At 58.8% G+C, this 15,823-nt stretch carries 14 protein-coding genes and 2 pseudogenes; 9 read left to right on the forward strand and 7 right to left on the reverse strand.

Going from position 1 to position 15,823, the window contains the following annotated elements; all coding sequences use genetic code 11:
• From ACZ1HA_RS08470 to ACZ1HA_RS08500, 7 genes and pseudogenes are all read left to right on the forward strand, one after another.
• Positions 1-726, forward strand: coding sequence for a hypothetical protein (locus tag ACZ1HA_RS08470; RefSeq protein WP_375227487.1), 726 nt, complete (start codon positions 1-3; stop codon positions 724-726).
• Positions 669-1,994 (forward strand): hypothetical protein, encoded by a 1,326-nt coding sequence (locus ACZ1HA_RS08475; RefSeq protein ID WP_375227486.1) that lies wholly within the window; start codon positions 669-671, stop codon positions 1,992-1,994. The genes ACZ1HA_RS08470 and ACZ1HA_RS08475 overlap by 58 nt, the downstream gene beginning before the upstream one ends.
• A gap of 123 nt (positions 1,995-2,117) precedes the next feature.
• Positions 2,118-2,990, forward strand: a complete 873-nt coding sequence (locus ACZ1HA_RS08480; RefSeq protein ID WP_375227485.1) for a hypothetical protein — start codon at positions 2,118-2,120, stop codon at positions 2,988-2,990.
• Positions 2,990-3,478 carry a hypothetical protein gene (locus ACZ1HA_RS08485; protein ID WP_375227484.1) on the forward strand — a complete coding sequence of 163 codons (489 nt, stop codon included), beginning with the start codon at positions 2,990-2,992 and terminating at the stop codon, positions 3,476-3,478. The genes ACZ1HA_RS08480 and ACZ1HA_RS08485 overlap by 1 nt, the downstream gene beginning before the upstream one ends.
• A gap of 188 nt (positions 3,479-3,666) precedes the next feature.
• Positions 3,667-4,028: pseudogene (locus tag ACZ1HA_RS08490) on the forward strand (SUF system Fe-S cluster assembly protein).
• A 53-nt stretch (positions 4,029-4,081) separates the two neighbouring features.
• Positions 4,082-5,311: a glycerophosphodiester phosphodiesterase family protein gene (locus tag ACZ1HA_RS08495; RefSeq protein WP_472715305.1), complete on the forward strand. Its 1,230-nt coding sequence runs from the start codon at positions 4,082-4,084 to the stop codon at positions 5,309-5,311.
• Between the two features lie 88 nt (positions 5,312-5,399).
• Positions 5,400-5,745, forward strand: a pseudogene (locus tag ACZ1HA_RS08500) (HesB/IscA family protein).
• Between the two features lie 19 nt (positions 5,746-5,764).
• Here the strand turns inward: ACZ1HA_RS08500 and ACZ1HA_RS08505 are convergent.
• Positions 5,765-6,667, reverse strand: a complete 903-nt coding sequence (locus ACZ1HA_RS08505) for an isopenicillin N synthase family dioxygenase (RefSeq protein ID WP_472713538.1) — start codon at positions 6,665-6,667, stop codon at positions 5,765-5,767.
• A 127-nt stretch (positions 6,668-6,794) separates the two neighbouring features.
• Here ACZ1HA_RS08505 and tpiA point away from each other — a divergent pair, with 127 nt between their 5' ends.
• Complete coding sequence (tpiA, locus tag ACZ1HA_RS08510) at positions 6,795-7,541, forward strand: triose-phosphate isomerase (RefSeq protein WP_472713539.1); 747 nt, start codon at positions 6,795-6,797, stop codon at positions 7,539-7,541.
• Positions 7,542-7,607: 66 nt separating this feature from the next.
• Here tpiA and ACZ1HA_RS08515 read toward each other — a convergent pair whose 3' ends face one another.
• From ACZ1HA_RS08515 to ACZ1HA_RS08535, 5 genes are all read right to left on the reverse strand, one after another.
• Positions 7,608-8,987: a TRAP transporter large permease gene (locus ACZ1HA_RS08515; protein ID WP_472713540.1), complete on the reverse strand. Its 1,380-nt coding sequence runs from the start codon at positions 8,985-8,987 to the stop codon at positions 7,608-7,610.
• A 3-nt stretch (positions 8,988-8,990) separates the two neighbouring features.
• Complete coding sequence (locus ACZ1HA_RS08520) at positions 8,991-9,671, reverse strand: TRAP transporter small permease (protein ID WP_472713541.1); 681 nt, start codon at positions 9,669-9,671, stop codon at positions 8,991-8,993.
• 69 nt (positions 9,672-9,740) lie between these two features.
• The gene (locus tag ACZ1HA_RS08525; RefSeq protein ID WP_375227477.1) at positions 9,741-10,742 is read right to left on the reverse strand and encodes a DctP family TRAP transporter solute-binding subunit; all 1,002 of its coding nucleotides are present in this window, start codon (positions 10,740-10,742) and stop codon (positions 9,741-9,743) included.
• A gap of 134 nt (positions 10,743-10,876) precedes the next feature.
• Entirely contained in the window at positions 10,877-12,220 is a 1,344-nt protein-coding gene (locus ACZ1HA_RS08530; protein ID WP_472713542.1) for a sigma-54-dependent transcriptional regulator, read from the reverse strand.
• Positions 12,217-13,965 carry a sensor histidine kinase gene (locus tag ACZ1HA_RS08535; RefSeq protein ID WP_472713543.1) on the reverse strand — a complete coding sequence of 583 codons (1,749 nt, stop codon included), beginning with the start codon at positions 13,963-13,965 and terminating at the stop codon, positions 12,217-12,219. The genes ACZ1HA_RS08530 and ACZ1HA_RS08535 overlap by 4 nt, the downstream gene beginning before the upstream one ends.
• Before the next feature lie 60 nt (positions 13,966-14,025).
• On the opposite strand from ACZ1HA_RS08535, the gene ACZ1HA_RS08540 reads away from it, so the two are divergent.
• On the forward strand, positions 14,026-15,210 hold the full coding sequence (locus ACZ1HA_RS08540; RefSeq protein ID WP_472713544.1) for a cytochrome P450: 1,185 nt from the start codon (positions 14,026-14,028) through the stop codon (positions 15,208-15,210).
• A gap of 66 nt (positions 15,211-15,276) precedes the next feature.
• On the opposite strand, the gene ACZ1HA_RS08545 is transcribed toward ACZ1HA_RS08540, so the two are convergent.
• Positions 15,277-15,744 carry an Lrp/AsnC family transcriptional regulator gene (locus ACZ1HA_RS08545; RefSeq protein ID WP_436399297.1) on the reverse strand — a complete coding sequence of 156 codons (468 nt, stop codon included), beginning with the start codon at positions 15,742-15,744 and terminating at the stop codon, positions 15,277-15,279.
• Positions 15,745-15,823 lie beyond the last annotated feature (79 nt).

The following is a 15,823-nucleotide window of genomic DNA, read 5'->3' on the forward strand; positions in this document are numbered from 1 at the left end:
ATGAGCACTATTGCATTACAGGGTGGCGCAATCTCCCTTGGCAGCGATGTAGAAATCTCCACTGGCAATATCACGCGCTCTTTCTCCCCTTGGGGGTCCATGGCGACCCTCCAGATCATCGTTGAGCAGACCGGTAATGCCGGGGCCGGCGAAGGTGTCTTTTTCCGCACGCTTGTCGACGGCTTCGATGTCTCTGCGCCCGAGGCCGGCCAGGAGTATGATCCCCGTTTTCACGAAGTCTACTACTTCTGGGATTTTGGCCGTGATCACACCTTTGATCGTCTGGTCAACGTCCTGCCGGAATGGCGCAACGGGAGGACTGCCTTTGGCCCATTTGTCAGCGCGTGCTTCAACGATCCAGGCATCTATACAGTGTCCTGCACGGCCATTGATCGCAGCGGCCGACGCGTAACGACCACGGTAGAGGTAACCGTGAATGACCCGGACGTGATGTATCCGGGCACGCAGACCATCTGTCTCGCGCATGACGGCGATTTCACAGGTAAGCCCACGGGAGCCGCCGAAGCCGCCACCCTGACAGAGGCGCTGAGCGCCATGGAAGCACTGGACGACGGGGACCTTAAAGGTCGGATCATGTTCAAGGGCGGCGGCACCTATGACTATTCCGGCGATACAATCAACATTCTCAGCGCACACAGCAATATGTGGTGGCAGACCTGGGGGGTGGCCGTGCGACGTTCAACGTACTGCCAACCGCCGCACTGAACGACGGCGAGCCGCTGATCAAATTCTCCAATTCACTGACGTTTATCGGTGGCTCAGCGCTGTTTCAGGACATCGATTTCACTGGCCCTTGGGACAGTACGACAGAGACAGGCAAGCGTCACACTGCGCTTTTCCTTTCGACAGGTAGTCGCAATCTGGACCTGTCCATCAACAACTGCACCTCTGATGGCATGCAAGGTCTGCAAGCTGCTGGCACCTACGGCGGCTCCGGTCGCGGTCCAATGATCATGGCCTTTGATTGCCGGTCGACGAACAATCAGGATTTCTCCTTCTACTCCGATCAGGGCACTTACTTGTTGTCGCTGGTAGGCTGTATCTCGGATCAGGACGTACAGGCCCGGCAGGGCGGCGGGGCCAAGCAGCCACCATGGAAGAACGACCATACCGGTGTGCGTATGCAGCAGACCTTTTACACTTATTTCGACGCGCTGGAGATTTTTGCCCGCAACGGCTGGGTCAATTCACAGTCGGTGCCTGAGAACCAGCCCTGCATCCGCTATCATTCCAATGTGCCGGGCAGCAAGGCGAGCATGAACCGCCTGTCCTGCGAGGGTGGTAACGACATCATCACAGGTGGCGATGCGACCCCCAGCGGCGTCCTGCGCCCGGTCAACTGGATTATCGACAAGGCGGTTCTGGTAGGGTCATCAAGAACAGGCGGCGGGGCCATTGGCAACGGCCTCGGCGGTACCACGATCCGCAATGTGCTGACGATCATGCCAAACGTGCCTTCGATCAACCGGCCCAACTACGGCTTTGGCGGTGCGCCGGGCAGCAGTGATGCTGTGGGTGATGATAACCTCGCTCAGCGCGTTGCGTGGTACAGTAACACAATCCTGTTCCTGACTGACGATACAAACCTCGACGGGACCGAGCCGAACTTCATCACCAGCGGGGCCTCTACCCGCTGGACGAATGAGGTCGAGGAAAACAACCTCTTCGTGGCACCTCTCAGTACACACATGCGGCAGTCGGACAATGCTGAACTGACAGACTTTGACGGGTCCACACTCTGGGCACCGCGCTGGCTGGGGCACAAATATGACTTCATCGGCGGCACACAACTGACCATGGACGCGACCTTTGCGACACCCGCCGATACTGTCAAAGACATGACGCCGCTTGCAGCGACCCCCGCAGACCCCGGCTTCGCGGCTTTTGACGATATCAGGGGCAGACCGCGCTATGACGCAACTACCGGGTTGATCAGCGGTGCTTCGAAAGGGGCTTTTGAACCCGCTGACTGAGCGACTGATGAGTAATTTGGAGCGAGATGCACACAATGTTTGCTCCAAAGCGAAACACTCCGACCTCTGTTGCAGAATCGTGGCAACATTGAAAGCATCTCCGGGATTGTTTTGGAGATTCAGATGGACGACAGGATTCGCGCTCGATTTTACCAAGTGGAAGAAATTCAGGAAGGCGACGCTGGCCTGTATGAATGCCTGCATCGTCTTTGGGCGCATCAAGACCGGGAAGACTATCATGAAGTCTTTGGCGGGATATGGGTTCGCTTGGAGAGATTTGACAGCGATGGAGGCCAACCCGGCTCAGGTTTTGTGGATGGCGAACTGACCCGACAGCAAAACGATAACATACCACCGATTGCGGAACAGGGAAGACCGCTGGAGGGGTTCGACAGGCCGCTTGGACACAGATGCGCTTTTCGGTATCATGCAGAGACAAGAACTCTTCTGCTCGAAAGCCGACCAAATGGAGTTACACCGATCAGAATGGACGGGCTTGTAAAGCATTTGCTCAGACCGCATCGCGGCTTTTTTCTGTCTCCGACGCTGACAGAAAACGCGTTGCGCAGGCTGGTGGAAGGTACCCCAAGACGAGTTTCTTTTAGGGTCGCAACACCTTCCGACATGGCATCGGTCGAGCAGAGCGACCGTACAATTGAGGAGAACCTTACCAATATGGCAAATACATTCGGCGGCCAGTCCATCGAGGTATCTGTTGGGTTTCCAAGGGGTCAGAACGACAGTTTCCTCAATATGGGTGCGATAAGGCGTTCTATTGAATGGGCAACAGGAAACCGGGACCATGTTGTGAGCTACCGTGTAAAGATCTCTGAAGAGCCTGAGCCAATTGATATCTTCACCGAACAGATCAAAATCTCCGAAGACGCACCTGGCATTTCGAACCTCGATGTAGACGTGAACTACGATACCAGAAGGCGCATTCTAAGAGAGGCATTTAATACATACCTGCCAGTTATCAGAAGGACTTACACTTGATGGCGACTTCCAGATCAGGGTTGGTCAGGGCGTCGGGGACATTTCTGTCCGTCGGCCCTTTGATCAACTCTATTTTTCTGGCAGCACTGTGTTCCGTCGCCGCACAGATGGTTTCCGCTTCCGAAGCTTTTAATCCGGCCGCTATATACGGCGGCATATTCAATCTGTTGACAGTCTTCACTGGGTTCCTAGCGACTTTCTACGTTTTTATCGTCACCAAGAATAATGAGTTTTTGAAGCGCATAGCGAAAACCGAAACCTACAAAGATGCCGTCCGGTTACTTAAGTTCACAGTTTTCTGGTCTTCAGTGGTTATCTTTCTTTCATTTCTCATGATGGTCTGGGATCCGAAGTGCTTTGCGCTTTTTTCTATGACCCATCTTGCAGTCTTTTTCTGGTTGCTAAACGTCTTCATGGTGGCGGTCAATTTCGCCCGCTGTGCCAACCAGTTCATAATGATCGTAGATACAGACGACAGAGCCGGCTGATCAAAATCGATCCTGCTGTTCGCGCCATCGATTTCGTTTGCTGCAATGTTCGGTGTCAATCACTGCAAACTTGCGTGTCACGCTACAGCGGTAACCCTCGGCCGGGCACCAAATCCTTTTGCCGCCGCCTCTTTACCGCCCCGGCGGCAATCCTTATATAAACGCTAAGGATCACGGGAGAGGCCCCTATGACGAATGCATCTGAACCGCTCGAAGGCGCGCCGCTGATTGCGCCGTCCAGCACAGATCACCCGCTCTATGAACAGATCGTTGATGCGTGCCGTACCGTGTATGATCCGGAAATCCCGGTGAATATCTACGAACTGGGCCTCATCTATACGATCGATATCAGTGACGAAAACGCTGTGCAGATCAAAATGTCGCTGACTGCGCCCGGCTGTCCCGTTGCCGGCGAAATGCCAGGATGGATTGCAGATGCCGTTGAGCCGATCCCAGGCGTGAAACAGGTGGATGTCGAGCTTGTGTGGGAGCCCCCTGGGGTATGGACATGATGTCCGACGAAGCACGGCTCGAACTGGGCTTTATGTGAGCCGCCTGGCCGGATACTGCTCCGCCGTCCCCATAAGGCGCGCCATCAGCGAAATCCGTCCGTCCCGCACTGTAAAAGCAACACTGCTCGCCCTGTTGGGGCTGTCGTCAGCCCTGCCTGCATATTCAGATGCGCCAGCGGTGTCTTATGGTCCCCGGCCTGCTTATCTGATCGATCTGCTGCCGGACGGTGATCTGAAAACCAGACTGCAGAGCTGTGAGGCCCAGACGCCGGTCAAAAGTGATTTTTCCATTGGCCACCGCGGCGCCGCGCTGATGTTTCCTGAGCATACCGCTCAGTCCGCAACGGCCGCCGCACGGATGGGCGCAGGCATTCTCGAATGCGATGTGACCTTTACCAAGGACCATGAGCTGGTCTGCAGGCACGCGCAGAACGATCTGCACCGGACAACCGATATTCTCAGCACGGACCTGGCCCGGACCTGTGTCACGCCCTTTTCCCCTGCACGCGGATCTGTAAAAGCATCCGCCGAATGCAGGACATCCGACGTTACGCTGGCTGAATTTCTGACACTGACACCCAAAATGGACAGCGCAGACGCGACAGCCACAACAGTTGCGGACTACCAGAATGGCCTGCCCGGCTTCCGCACGTCGCTCTATGCCGCAAACACGGATCTCATGACGCATCGTCAGTCCATCGAACTGTTCCGCGAGCTTGGCGCAAAGTTTACACCGGAGCTCAAGGCACCCGCGGTCACCATGCCGCACGACGGGTTCACCCGGCAGGATTACGCGCAGAAACTGGTGGACGAATACAAAGCAGCGGGTGTCGCAGCGGAAGACGTGTACCCCCAGTCTTTTGACCTTAACGATGTCCTGTACTGGATTGAGAACGAACCTGAATTCGGCAAACAGGCTGTCTACCTGGACGGTCGTTTTTCAGGGCCAGACCCGCTGGATCCGGCAAACCCCGAGACGTACGACCTGGATATGCAGGAGCTGAAGGCGATGGGGGTGAACTACATCGCCCCGCCCTTGTGGATGCTCCTGTCGCTGGAGAACGGACAGATTGTACCGTCGGTCTATGCCCGACAGGCCCAGGCAGCCGGCCTGAATATCATCACCTGGACGCTGGAACGCTCCGGCCCGCTTGATACGGGCGGCGGCTGGTATTTTCAGACCGTCGCTGAGGCCGTGAACAATGACGGCGCCTATCTTCAGGTTCTGCATGTGCTGGCACAGGATGTGGGTGTCGTGGGCGTCTTTTCGGACTGGCCTGCCACTGTCACCTACTATGCAAACTGCATGGATCTGCCATAGTGCATTGCTCCTGTGCGTGGATTTCATAGCCAGGATGCTTGTCCGGCCGCCAGTGAGCCATTAACTTAACGGTCAAAGGAGTTTGGGTATGTTTGGAATTCCCGGCAAACAGGCGGTTACGCTGACACCGAAGGCCGCAGCACAGGTTGCGAAACTGATGCAATCCGCAGGGCATGCGGGTCTGCGGATCGGTGTGAAAAAGGGCGGCTGTGCCGGCATGGAATACACCATGGAGTATGTGGAACAGACCGATCCGAACGACGAGGTTGTCGAGCAGGACGGTGCCCGTGTGATGATCGCCCCCATGGCGCAGATGTTTCTCTTTGGCACCGAGATTGACTACGAAACAACTCTGCTGGAATCGGGGTTCAAGTTCCGCAACCCGAATGTCACTGAAGCCTGTGGCTGCGGCAGAATCCATCAAATTCGGCTGACACCTGACCGCCAGGGCGGTCAGCCCTTCAGGTGTACGTAGGTCTCGTTGAAACGCGCCGTCAGGTAATCCCCCGCAAGGATTGGTTCTGACGCCCCGGGCGGTGCCACGTTTGTCTCATAGGATGGATTGAAAAAGAGCGGGACGGAAATACGCTCATTCACACCACCAACGACCCGGTGTGGGGTCGCCACGACCTGACCGTCCGTCCAGAGTTCAATCATCTCCCCGAAATTGATGATGAAATCGCCGGGTGGCGCGGACACAGGGATCCACCCGCCACCCCGTCGCCGGACCTCAAGCCCGGGTGATCCGTCCGTCGCCAGCAGCGTCAGACAGCCATAATCTGTATGCGTCGCGATCCCGAAATCCTTTGCCGTCGCCCACGAAGGCCGCGTCGGATAATAGTTGCCGCGCAACAATGCCATGGGTGTATCAAAGGCGCCGTCAAAATACCCGGGCGGCGCATCGATGGCCCTCGTCAGCCCCTGCAGAACCTGCATCGCGACCCGGCAGGCGTAATCGTAGTACTTGCTGACAACCGCCTCAAATTCCTGCGGCTTTTCGGGCCACATGTTCGGGGCATAAACCGAAAGTTCCCGCCGCGCATCGCTCTCCGGCAAAGCAAACCCACTGTCAAAAAACTGCTTATAGTCAGGGTTGGCATCCGGATCCACCTGTTCGGACCCCGGCGCGCCCCAGCCCCTGTTGGCCCCCGTACGCGCCATATCAATCCGCGCCTTATCCGCCGCCGGCAGGTGAAAGAACGCGCGATAAGTGTCGATCACGCCGCCAACGGTCTCAGCGCTCAGCGCCGTATTGCACACCACGGCGAAACCGATATCTGTCGCAGCTTCGCGCATTGCTGCCAGTGTTGCCGCATCGCCGTCCTGCAGCTTTTCAAGGTCAATCGTGGGAACCATCTCACCCCTCGCCTGTTGCCCGCTCCGCCCCTGCCACAGGCCGTGCGCCCATGCAACCCGCCACATGGTTTGCTGAAGGCTGCGCTTCTTGCTACCAAGACCACAACCAGAAATTCAGGAGAGTGATATGCGGCGCAAAATGGCAGCGGGAAACTGGAAGATGAACGGCTCTGCCGCAGCTCTGGACATGATCAGCACGCTCGCTGACGCCCACGCTGACGGTATCTGTGACATCGTGATCTGCCCACCCGCACACCTATTGTCCGCAGCCGCAGATGCCGCCACAGACGGGCCGGTCGCCATCGGGGCACAAAACTGCCACGCCGCCGAAAAGGGCGCCCACACGGGGGACATCTCGGCCGCAATGGTGTCCGATACAGGTGCCCGTTACGTCATCACAGGACACTCAGAACGCCGCGAGGCTTACGGCGAAACCGACGCCGCAGTCTGCGATAAATCCGCGGCGGCTCAGGCAGCAGGCCTCGTTCCGATCGTCTGTATCGGTGAAAGCCTTGCTCAGCGCGAGGCGGGTGACGCGCTCCCGGTCATCCGCGCCCAGCTGGAAAGCTCCGTTCCGGACGGCAGCGCAGCGGACACTGTTGTCGTAGCCTATGAGCCCATCTGGGCCATTGGCACAGGCAAAATACCCACGCTCGAACAGATTGCGGAAGTGCATGCGGCCCTGCGCGCAGATCTGATTGCGCGGTTCGGCGAGGACGGCAACGGCATCCGGCTGCTCTACGGCGGCTCGGTCAAACCGGACAATGCTGCTGCCATTTTCGGCACACCGGAGGTCGACGGCGCCCTCGTTGGCGGCGCGAGCCTCAAAACAGAGGACTTCTCGCCGATCATATCGGCACTTGCCGCCAGCTGAGAGTTTCTTCTGGCGACAAGTATCCCGGGGGAGCGCGGCACGCGCGGGGGCAGAGCCCCCGCCTGGCTATTTCACGATGATCTCCGGCCCCATAACGGTCGTCGGCAACCATGTACTGATGATGGGAATGTAGGTCACCATGATCAGGAACACGAACAGCACAGCAGTAAAGGGCAAAGCTGCCTTCACCACCGCCCACATCGGCATATTGGCCACGCCTGAGGTCACAAAGAGGTTCAGACCCACCGGAGGCGTGATCATTCCGATCTCCATATTGACGACCATGATGATGCCAAGATGGATGGGATCAATCCCAAGCTCGATCGCGATGGGAAACACGAGCGGTGCCACAATCACGAGCAACCCTGACGGCTCCATAAACTGCCCGCCGATCAGCAGGATCACGTTCACGATGATCAGAAAGACAACCGGTCCGAAACCGGCATCCAGCATCGCCGCTGCAATCTGCTGTGGTATCTGCTCATCTGTCAGCACGTGTTTCAGGATCAGCGCATTTGCGATGATGAACATCAGCGTGACGGTAAGCTTGCCCGCTTCAAATAGCGTGTTCTTTGTATCGCGGTGGAAAAATGCCGTCACAAGCGCCACTGGTTTCTGCAGCAGCGACAGGTTCCGGGTGTCGTCCCCTTCCGTGTGCAGCGGCCCCATGTCCCGATAGACAAAACAGGCGATAAAGAAGGCGTAAACCGCAGCCACCGCCGCCGCCTCAGTTGGCGTGAAAATACCGCCGTAGATGCCACCCAGAATGATCACGATCAGGAAGAGGCCCCAGCCGGCTTCCCGCCCGCTCTCGAACACTTCACTCCAGCCGCGCCATTCGCCCCGCGGCAGGTCCCGCATCTTGGCAATGATGTAAATGGTAACCATCAGCATGGTCCCCGCCATCAGCCCGGGAATGACGCCCGCCAGGAACATGCGCCCCACCGAAACATCCGTGGCGGAGGCATAAACGACCATCACGATGGACGGCGGGATCAGAATGCCCAGGGTGCCCGCGTTAGCAATGACGCCCGCCGCGAAGTCTTTGGTGTAGCCGACCTGGCGCATACCTGCGATCACGATGGAACCAATCGCCACAACCGTGGCCGGTGACGACCCGGAAAGCGCTGCAAAGAGCATACAGGCAAACACGCCCGCAATGGCCAGTCCGCCCGGCAGGTGACCCACAAGTGCGATGGAGAACCGGATGATCCGCCGGGCCACACCCCCGGTCGACATAAAGGACGACGCCAGGATGAAGAACGGGATCGCCAGCAGCGTATAGTGACCGGCCATCGCCTGAAACAGCGTCTGCGCAATAGACGCCAGCGAGGTGTCACTGAGCACCAGAAGGAAGACAATGGAGGACATGCCCAGGCTGACAGCGATCGGCACGCCGATCAGCATCAGCCCGACGACCATGGCGAAAAGAATTGCAACTTCCATGGCTTACTTCCCTGCGTTCATGTGTTTGACGGCCTCAACCTCGTCTTCGGCCTCGTGGCTGACAATCAGGCTGGTCTGGGTGCCGTTCCAGACACGAACCGTCGCCTGAATGAAACGGAAGAGCAGCAGTGCCATCCCAAAGGGCAGCATGGCGTAGGGGATGAACCGAGGAATTTTCTCGTATTCTTCGCCCATGTTGAAAATGGGTTCGATCCAGCGCAGCCACTCAGGCATCGGCATATCCACAACTTCGTACCAGGCCTGGTCCCGGCTGTTCTCAAAGCCTGTGGGGAACCAGCGGCCTGACGTTGCATTAAATCCCGCAAAGGGGGCCCAGTAGTCCCAGGCGCCTTTAAACACCAGTGCCGCATAAGAGAGGCACACCGCTGCTGCGACCAGTGCCAGAACGCGGCGCACGGGGGGTGAGAAGAGGTTGATCACCGCGTCCACACCGAGATGCGCCGTGACCTTGACGCAGTAGCTCACGCCAAAAAGCACCAGCCATGCAAACAGGAAGGTCACGGCCTCCAGCCCCCAGATGATGCCCGTATTGAATCCATAGCGCAGGACAACATTGATGAATGTCAGTATCGTCATCAGCCCGAGGATCACTGCGATTGCGGTTTCCTCAATCTCATTGACGATCCTTCCCAGCAGCGTCTCCGCTTCGTATGAATGCGCCATCGGCCCCCTCCTCCTTTCAAAAAACCCGGCCCCGCACAGGCGGGACCGGGCTGTCGCCTGTCAGCGGTCTCAGAACCCGGCGTTGATCGCCTGGGCTGCGTCGATGTTTTCCTGACCAACGTCATCCTTGAACTGGTCCCACACCGGCTTCATGGTGGCGACCCATTCAGCACGCTGTGCATCATCCAGCTGGCGCACAACGCCGCCCGCCTCGATGATGGCCGCTTTGGCTTCGTTGTTCACAGCTGTGGATTCTGCGTTCCGCGTTTCCGTCACTTCGGCCACGATAGTTGCCAGCTGGTCCCGCACGTCGCCATCAAGGCTGTCCCACCAGTCCGTGGAGGTCACAACCATGTAGTCGATGATGCCGTGGTTGGTTTCAGTGATGCCGTCTTGCACTTCAAAGAACTTCTGGCCGTAGATGTTGGACCATGTGTTCTCCTGGCCGTCGACAACGCCGGTCTGCAGCGCGCCGTACACTTCAGAAAACGCCATCGGCTGGGGTGAGCCACCCAGAGCAGCCATCTGCGCCTTGAGCACGTCGGAGTTCTGCACGCGGAACTTCAGGCCATCTGCATCAGAGGGGCTGTTCAGCGGTACATTGGCTGACATCTGCTTCATGCCATTGTGCCAGAACGCGAGACCGATCAGACCACGGCGCGTCATGGATTCTTTCATCGCCTGACCTGTGTCAGAGTTCTGGAATGCATCAACAGCGTCGATGTTTTTGAACATGAAAGGCAGGTCAAAGATGCGGAAGACTTTGGTGAACTGCTCGAACTTTGACAGCGATGGTGCTGCCATCTGCACATCGCCCTGCAGCAGCGCTTCGAGCACCTGGTCGTCATTATAGAGTGTCGAGTTCGGGAAAACCTCCATACAGGCTTTCCCGTTCATTTCTTCGTTCACACGTTCCTGCAGCAGAGTTGCCGCGATCCCCTTGGGGTGGCGGTCGGTGTTTGTCACGTGGCTGAATTTGATGACAACTTCGCCATCGTCACAGGCCGCCGCAACAGCGGATGCGCTTACGCTCAGTGTCAGCGCGGTGAGCGCTGCTGTGATCATTCTCATTGGTTTCCTCCCAGGAAGTCAGTCTGTTTCAGACGTTTGTCAGGCACCGGTTCGCGGTGCGCTGCCGATATCAAACAGTGTTAACCTTGGTGCTGCAAGCGCTGTGTTGACGGGCGGGACCTCATCGTTTTTATCTATTTTTTTCTGATAGTTATTCGCATTTCACAAAGCGCACGAAACACTTCAGATATTGCTGATGTGCGAATTCCCGCACAGCTATTTTGCATGCTGTGCGGATTTTCGCACACTAGTCGGCGCGGTAATCTTCTGCGCAGAATCCCGTAACGGGCCAGTTTGTCATAGAAAGTTTTGCGCGGCAGTTTCAGCGCCTCGGCTGCCCGGCTGGCCTGGCCGCCTGTTCTGCGCAGCGCCTGTTCCAGCAGGCTCTGTTCGACCTGCGCCATCTGTTCAGCCAGCCCCAGCGATGTGTCATTCTTTTCCTCAGCGGCCAGTCCGAGGGCAAACCGCATCGCTTCGGACATCAGCGCCCGGGCATTTCCGGGCCAGTCGCGCGCCATCAGTCCGGCGACGATCTGGGGTGTGATTTCAGGCTCTTCCAGACCTGCCTGCTCACAGGCCTGAGCCACATAGTGCTGGAAGAGGACCGGGATGTCTTCGGGGCGTTCTGACAGCGAAGGGATCCGCACTGTGGCCCCCTCGAACCGATAGTACAGTTCAGAGTTAAGCTGACCCGCAGCCACACTTTCCTGCAGATCCCTGTGAGAGCCTGCGATAACACGCGTGGACACCCCGGCGTCCAGCAGTTCAACCAGCGCCAGCTGCGTCTGCGCCGGCATCAGCGTGATCTCGTCGACAAACAGACTGCCCGTTCGTGCCGCCTCAAGCACATTAGGCAGCTCATCGGCGCTCAGCGCTGCTCCCGCCCGTTTGACAAAGGGCGCTTTGGAGCGTGCCGAACACAGATGGATCACCTCTGCGACCTTGGAAATGCCCGTGCCAGGTGCACCCGTGACCAGAACTTCGGTCTCCGCCAGTGCCACACGGCGTGCCCGCCCCCGCAGACCTTCAGCAAGCTGCGACGTGCCAAAAAGCATCCGCGCTGCGGGATCACCGGTGGCCACCAGCGCGCGCAGGTGGCGGTTGTCCAGCACCAGCTGGCGCGTTTTCAGAGCCCGCTCCAGCACAGCGAGCAGATCAGCAGGCGCGCAGGGTTTTTCCAGAAAGTCAAAAGCGCCCTGCTCGACAGCCTTCATCGCAGTGGGAATATCACCCTCACCTGTCAGCAGAATAACCGGCAGTTCCGGGTCCTGCTCACGGGCATAGGCCAGCAGGTGGAACCCGTCGCGCCCCGGCATCCGCAGATCAGACAGGACAACCCCTTCAAACCCGCGGGTAATGTGATCGCGCGCCGCCACGAAGGACCCCGCTGTCACCGGCTGCAGATCAGCCAGCTCGAGCGTCTGCGCCAGCGCATCGCGCACCGGCGCGTCGTCATCGACCAGCAATACCTGCTTCATGCCGCCTCCTGCGCTTCCCAGGGGCGTATGCCCACGACAAACCTGGCGCCGGGGTCACAGTTCTCTACCCGGATGTCGCCGCCGAAACTCTGGATAATCCCGTAAGAAATGGAGAGACCGAGGCCCATTCCCTCTGACGCCCCGACTTCCTTGGTCGAATAGAACGGATCGAAAACCTTCTCCGGCTCGGCAATGCCGGGTCCGAAATCACGGACGGAAATCTGAAGCATTGCTCCCTGTTCAATCGCGATCTCAAGCGCGGGACTCCCGGCGTCCTTCATTGCATCCAGTGCGTTCGTCAGCAGGTTTACAAAGACCTGCACCAGGCGCACCTCGCCACCCTGAGCCCAGACCGGCGCGTCAGGGCGTTCAAAACTAACCCGGGTCTGCAGATCCCGAAGCCGCGGGCCGGTCATTTCCAGCGCTGTATCGAGTGCGGCAACGACATCCACCCGCGTCACCGGTTCGGTCTGCTGCCTCGAAAAGGATCTGAGGTTTTTGATGATCCGGCCCATGCGCCGTGCCATATCAGAGATGCGCGTCAGGTTCTCCGCCGCCCGTTCCGGCTGATCGCGGTCCATGAACTGCACCGCATTTTCCGCAAACGACCGGATGGCCATCAGCGGCTGGTTCAGCTCATGGCTGATCCCGGCGCTCATCTGCCCCAGCGCGCTCAGACGGCTGGCACGGGCCAGATCCTCCTGCGCCCGTGCCAGTGCCGTCTGCGCTTCTTCGCGTTCTGCCGCTTCGGCACGCAGCGCTGCGTTGGTCTCCGACAGGGCGGCCGTACGCCGCGCCACGCGCTCTTCCAGCGCCATATTCGCCACGGCGAGGGTCCGGCGGCGTTCCGTCGCCAGAAAAAGCAGGGCACCGAATGCGAGACAGAGGGCCGCCAGAGCCGCCGCCTGCAATGCCGCCAGCCGCCGCGCCGGTGTCACATCGAGCAGCACTTCCCCGGTGAGCCCGATCACCGGCAGTTGTTTGGTCAGATGCAGCGCATTCTCCGGCAAATACGGGCCCCAGCCCACCTGCCAGACCTCGTGCCCACCGGTTTCATAGCTGTCAAACGCCAGCGTCCGTCCGTCATCCGGTTGCAGACCCGCACCGTCCGGTGACCTTGTCCAGCCCACCAGATCGGTACGGTTGGTCACAAAGACGGCACCTGCATCATCCGTAAAGAAAACCGAGCGGAAACCACCCCGCCATGCATCCTCAATCGAAGAAATGCTGACCGCCACAACCACGCTGCCAGTCACCCGCCCGTCCGCGCCGAATGCCGGCGCTGCATAATAATAGGCGCGGGCCTGCAGCGGCGACCCGATGGCGTGCCCCCACCCCAGCGCACCCTGCTGGGACCTGCGGATATAGGATGCACCACTCAGATCAGCGCCCGGGGCGATATGTGCAGCCGCACCCACAAGTCCGGCCGCATCGACATACATCACATCGAGCGCCGCAGTCTTGTCGGCCACGTTAAGAAACAGTTCGGAGGCTGCCGCCTGATCCTCACCACGGGCCAGGGCCTCCATCACCGGGTGATCTGCAAGCAGCACGGCCAGTTCACGGTACCGCTGAAGCTGTCCGACAAGACGGTCGCTGGCCAGTGCCAGGTCAGCGCGCCCCTGGCGCGCAAGCTGATCGAGTGCCTGCAGGTAGCCATACCTCCAGACCCCCGCTGACAGCGCGGCGACGGCGATCAGGAAGACGCCGATCAAAGCAATCCGGTGCAGAAATGGCCGTTTCATGCCGGCAGACTACAAAGCACCTCTTGCCTTGGCCAGTGCACAGAGGCTTTATCTGCCACGATGAAAACACTGCACCAGTCCCCGGTTGACCCCGCCTTCGTACAGAACCCCTATGCCCTTTACGCACAGGTGCTGGCCGGTGATCCGGTCCGGTACTGGGATGATTACGGCATGATGGCTGTGTTTGACGCAGACACGGTCAGCGCACTGCTCCGCGACCGCCGGCTGGGACGCGCCTGCCCGGCCGATCAGGTGCAGCCGGTTCCTGAACATCTGACGGATTTTGATGCCGTTGAGCGCCATTCCATGCTGGATCTGGAACCGCCGCGCCACACGCGGCTGCGCGGGCTGGTGCTGCGCGCCTTCACGTCGCGCCGGATCCGGGCGCTGGCCCCTGACATTGACGAAATCTGTGCCGACCTGCTGGACCGTTTCCCGCACACCGGGGCCTTCGATCTCATTCCCGCCTTTTGCACTGAACTGCCCGTCCGGATCATTGCCCGTCTGCTGGGTGTGCCCGAAGAGATATCGCAGGACCTGCTGCGCTGGTCCAACACCATGGTCGCGATGTACCAGGCCGGCCGGGACCGCGCCACTGAGACGGCCGCGAACACTGCCGCCACAGAATTCTCTGCGTTTCTGTCAGCATATATCGAGCGCCGTCGCTCATCACCCGGTGACGACCTGATCACCGAACTGATCGCCGCTAAGGAAGACGGCGATCGTCTGACTCGCGACGAGATGATCGGCACCTGTGTGCTCCTGCTGAATGCCGGGCATGAGGCGACCGTTCACACAATGGGCAACGCGGTAAAATGCCTGCTGGAAAATGGTACAGGACCTGACGCCTTCACCGATGACCGGATTGCCGGCACGGTCGAAGAAGTGCTGCGGTTCGATCCGCCGCTGCATATGTTCACACGCTACGCCTATGAAGACATCAGAGTTGGCGACCATATTCTGCAGAAGGGGCAGCAGGTGGCCCTGATGCTGGGCAGTGCCGGTCGGGATCCGTCACGGTGGCAGGAGCCAGACACCTTTGATCCGTTCCGTGAGACACAGACACATTCGGCTTTCGGGGGCGGGCTGCATTTCTGCGTCGGTGCCCCACTGGCGCGTCTCGAACTGCAGATGGGACTGCAGCACCTGTTCCGCCGGTATCCGGACCTAACACTGGCAGCACCCCCGGAGTATGCGGACATGTACCATTTTCATGGGCTGACCCGGCTGATGGTCACGGTCTGACGCCGTCCCACCGCATGCACATGCATGCGGACCACCGAAAAAATGCGGCGCAGCCGCGCCTTCGGATCAGCTGTCCAGAGGCAGCATTGTGGTGGATTTGATCTCTTCCATCGACAGCAGCGCCGTCACATTGTGCACCCTCACTTCTGAGATCAGCGCCTGATAGAACGCATCGTAAGCGCGCGCGTTCTTTACCCTTACTTTCAGAATATAGTCGATATCGCCTGCCAGCCGGTGTGCTTCCTGCACCTCCGGTCTGTCGCGCAGTGCCTGCAGGAAACGGGCCTGCCAGTCCGCTTCATGCTCGGATGTGCGGATCAGCACAAAGAAACAGGCCTCAAACCCGAGCGCCTCCGCATCCAGCACAAAGGTCTGCTGTCCGATGATTCCAGCATCGCGCATTTTCCGAATCCTGTTCCAGACCGGCGTCTTGGAAGAACCTGTTTTTGCCGCGATTTCGTCCAGAGACTGGCCTGCATCGCGTTGCAGCTCTGCGAGGATTTTCCTGTCTGTGTCATCCATCCGAACTGCCATTCCACCATCTCCTCTGAATACGGGTATTTGTTCTCCCTGATCTATAAATCAGAACATTCGTCCTTTTCAACCGTCGCAT

Source organism: Roseobacter sp. S87 (assembly GCF_055693285.1).

Excerpts from the sequence above, each read along its gene's own strand:
- ACZ1HA_RS08480 (WP_375227485.1), top strand. The coding sequence starts at position 2,118 with ATGGACGACAGGATTCGCGCTCGATTTTACCAAGTGGAAGAAATTCAG.
- ACZ1HA_RS08485 (WP_375227484.1), top strand. The coding sequence starts at position 2,990 with ATGGCGACTTCCAGATCAGGGTTGGTCAGGGCGTCGGGGACATTTCTG.
- ACZ1HA_RS08515 (WP_472713540.1), bottom strand. The coding sequence starts at position 8,987 with ATGGAAGTTGCAATTCTTTTCGCCATGGTCGTCGGGCTGATGCTGATC.
- tpiA (WP_472713539.1), top strand. The coding sequence starts at position 6,795 with ATGCGGCGCAAAATGGCAGCGGGAAACTGGAAGATGAACGGCTCTGCC.
- ACZ1HA_RS08470 (WP_375227487.1), top strand. The coding sequence starts at position 1 with ATGAGCACTATTGCATTACAGGGTGGCGCAATCTCCCTTGGCAGCGAT.
- ACZ1HA_RS08545 (WP_436399297.1), bottom strand. The coding sequence starts at position 15,744 with ATGGCAGTTCGGATGGATGACACAGACAGGAAAATCCTCGCAGAGCTG.
- ACZ1HA_RS08535 (WP_472713543.1), bottom strand. The coding sequence starts at position 13,965 with ATGAAACGGCCATTTCTGCACCGGATTGCTTTGATCGGCGTCTTCCTG.
- ACZ1HA_RS08525 (WP_375227477.1), bottom strand. The coding sequence starts at position 10,742 with ATGAGAATGATCACAGCAGCGCTCACCGCGCTGACACTGAGCGTAAGC.
- ACZ1HA_RS08530 (WP_472713542.1), bottom strand. The coding sequence starts at position 12,220 with ATGAAGCAGGTATTGCTGGTCGATGACGACGCGCCGGTGCGCGATGCG.
- ACZ1HA_RS08520 (WP_472713541.1), bottom strand. The coding sequence starts at position 9,671 with ATGGCGCATTCATACGAAGCGGAGACGCTGCTGGGAAGGATCGTCAAT.
- ACZ1HA_RS08505 (WP_472713538.1), bottom strand. The coding sequence starts at position 6,667 with ATGGTTCCCACGATTGACCTTGAAAAGCTGCAGGACGGCGATGCGGCA.
- ACZ1HA_RS08540 (WP_472713544.1), top strand. The coding sequence starts at position 14,026 with ATGAAAACACTGCACCAGTCCCCGGTTGACCCCGCCTTCGTACAGAAC.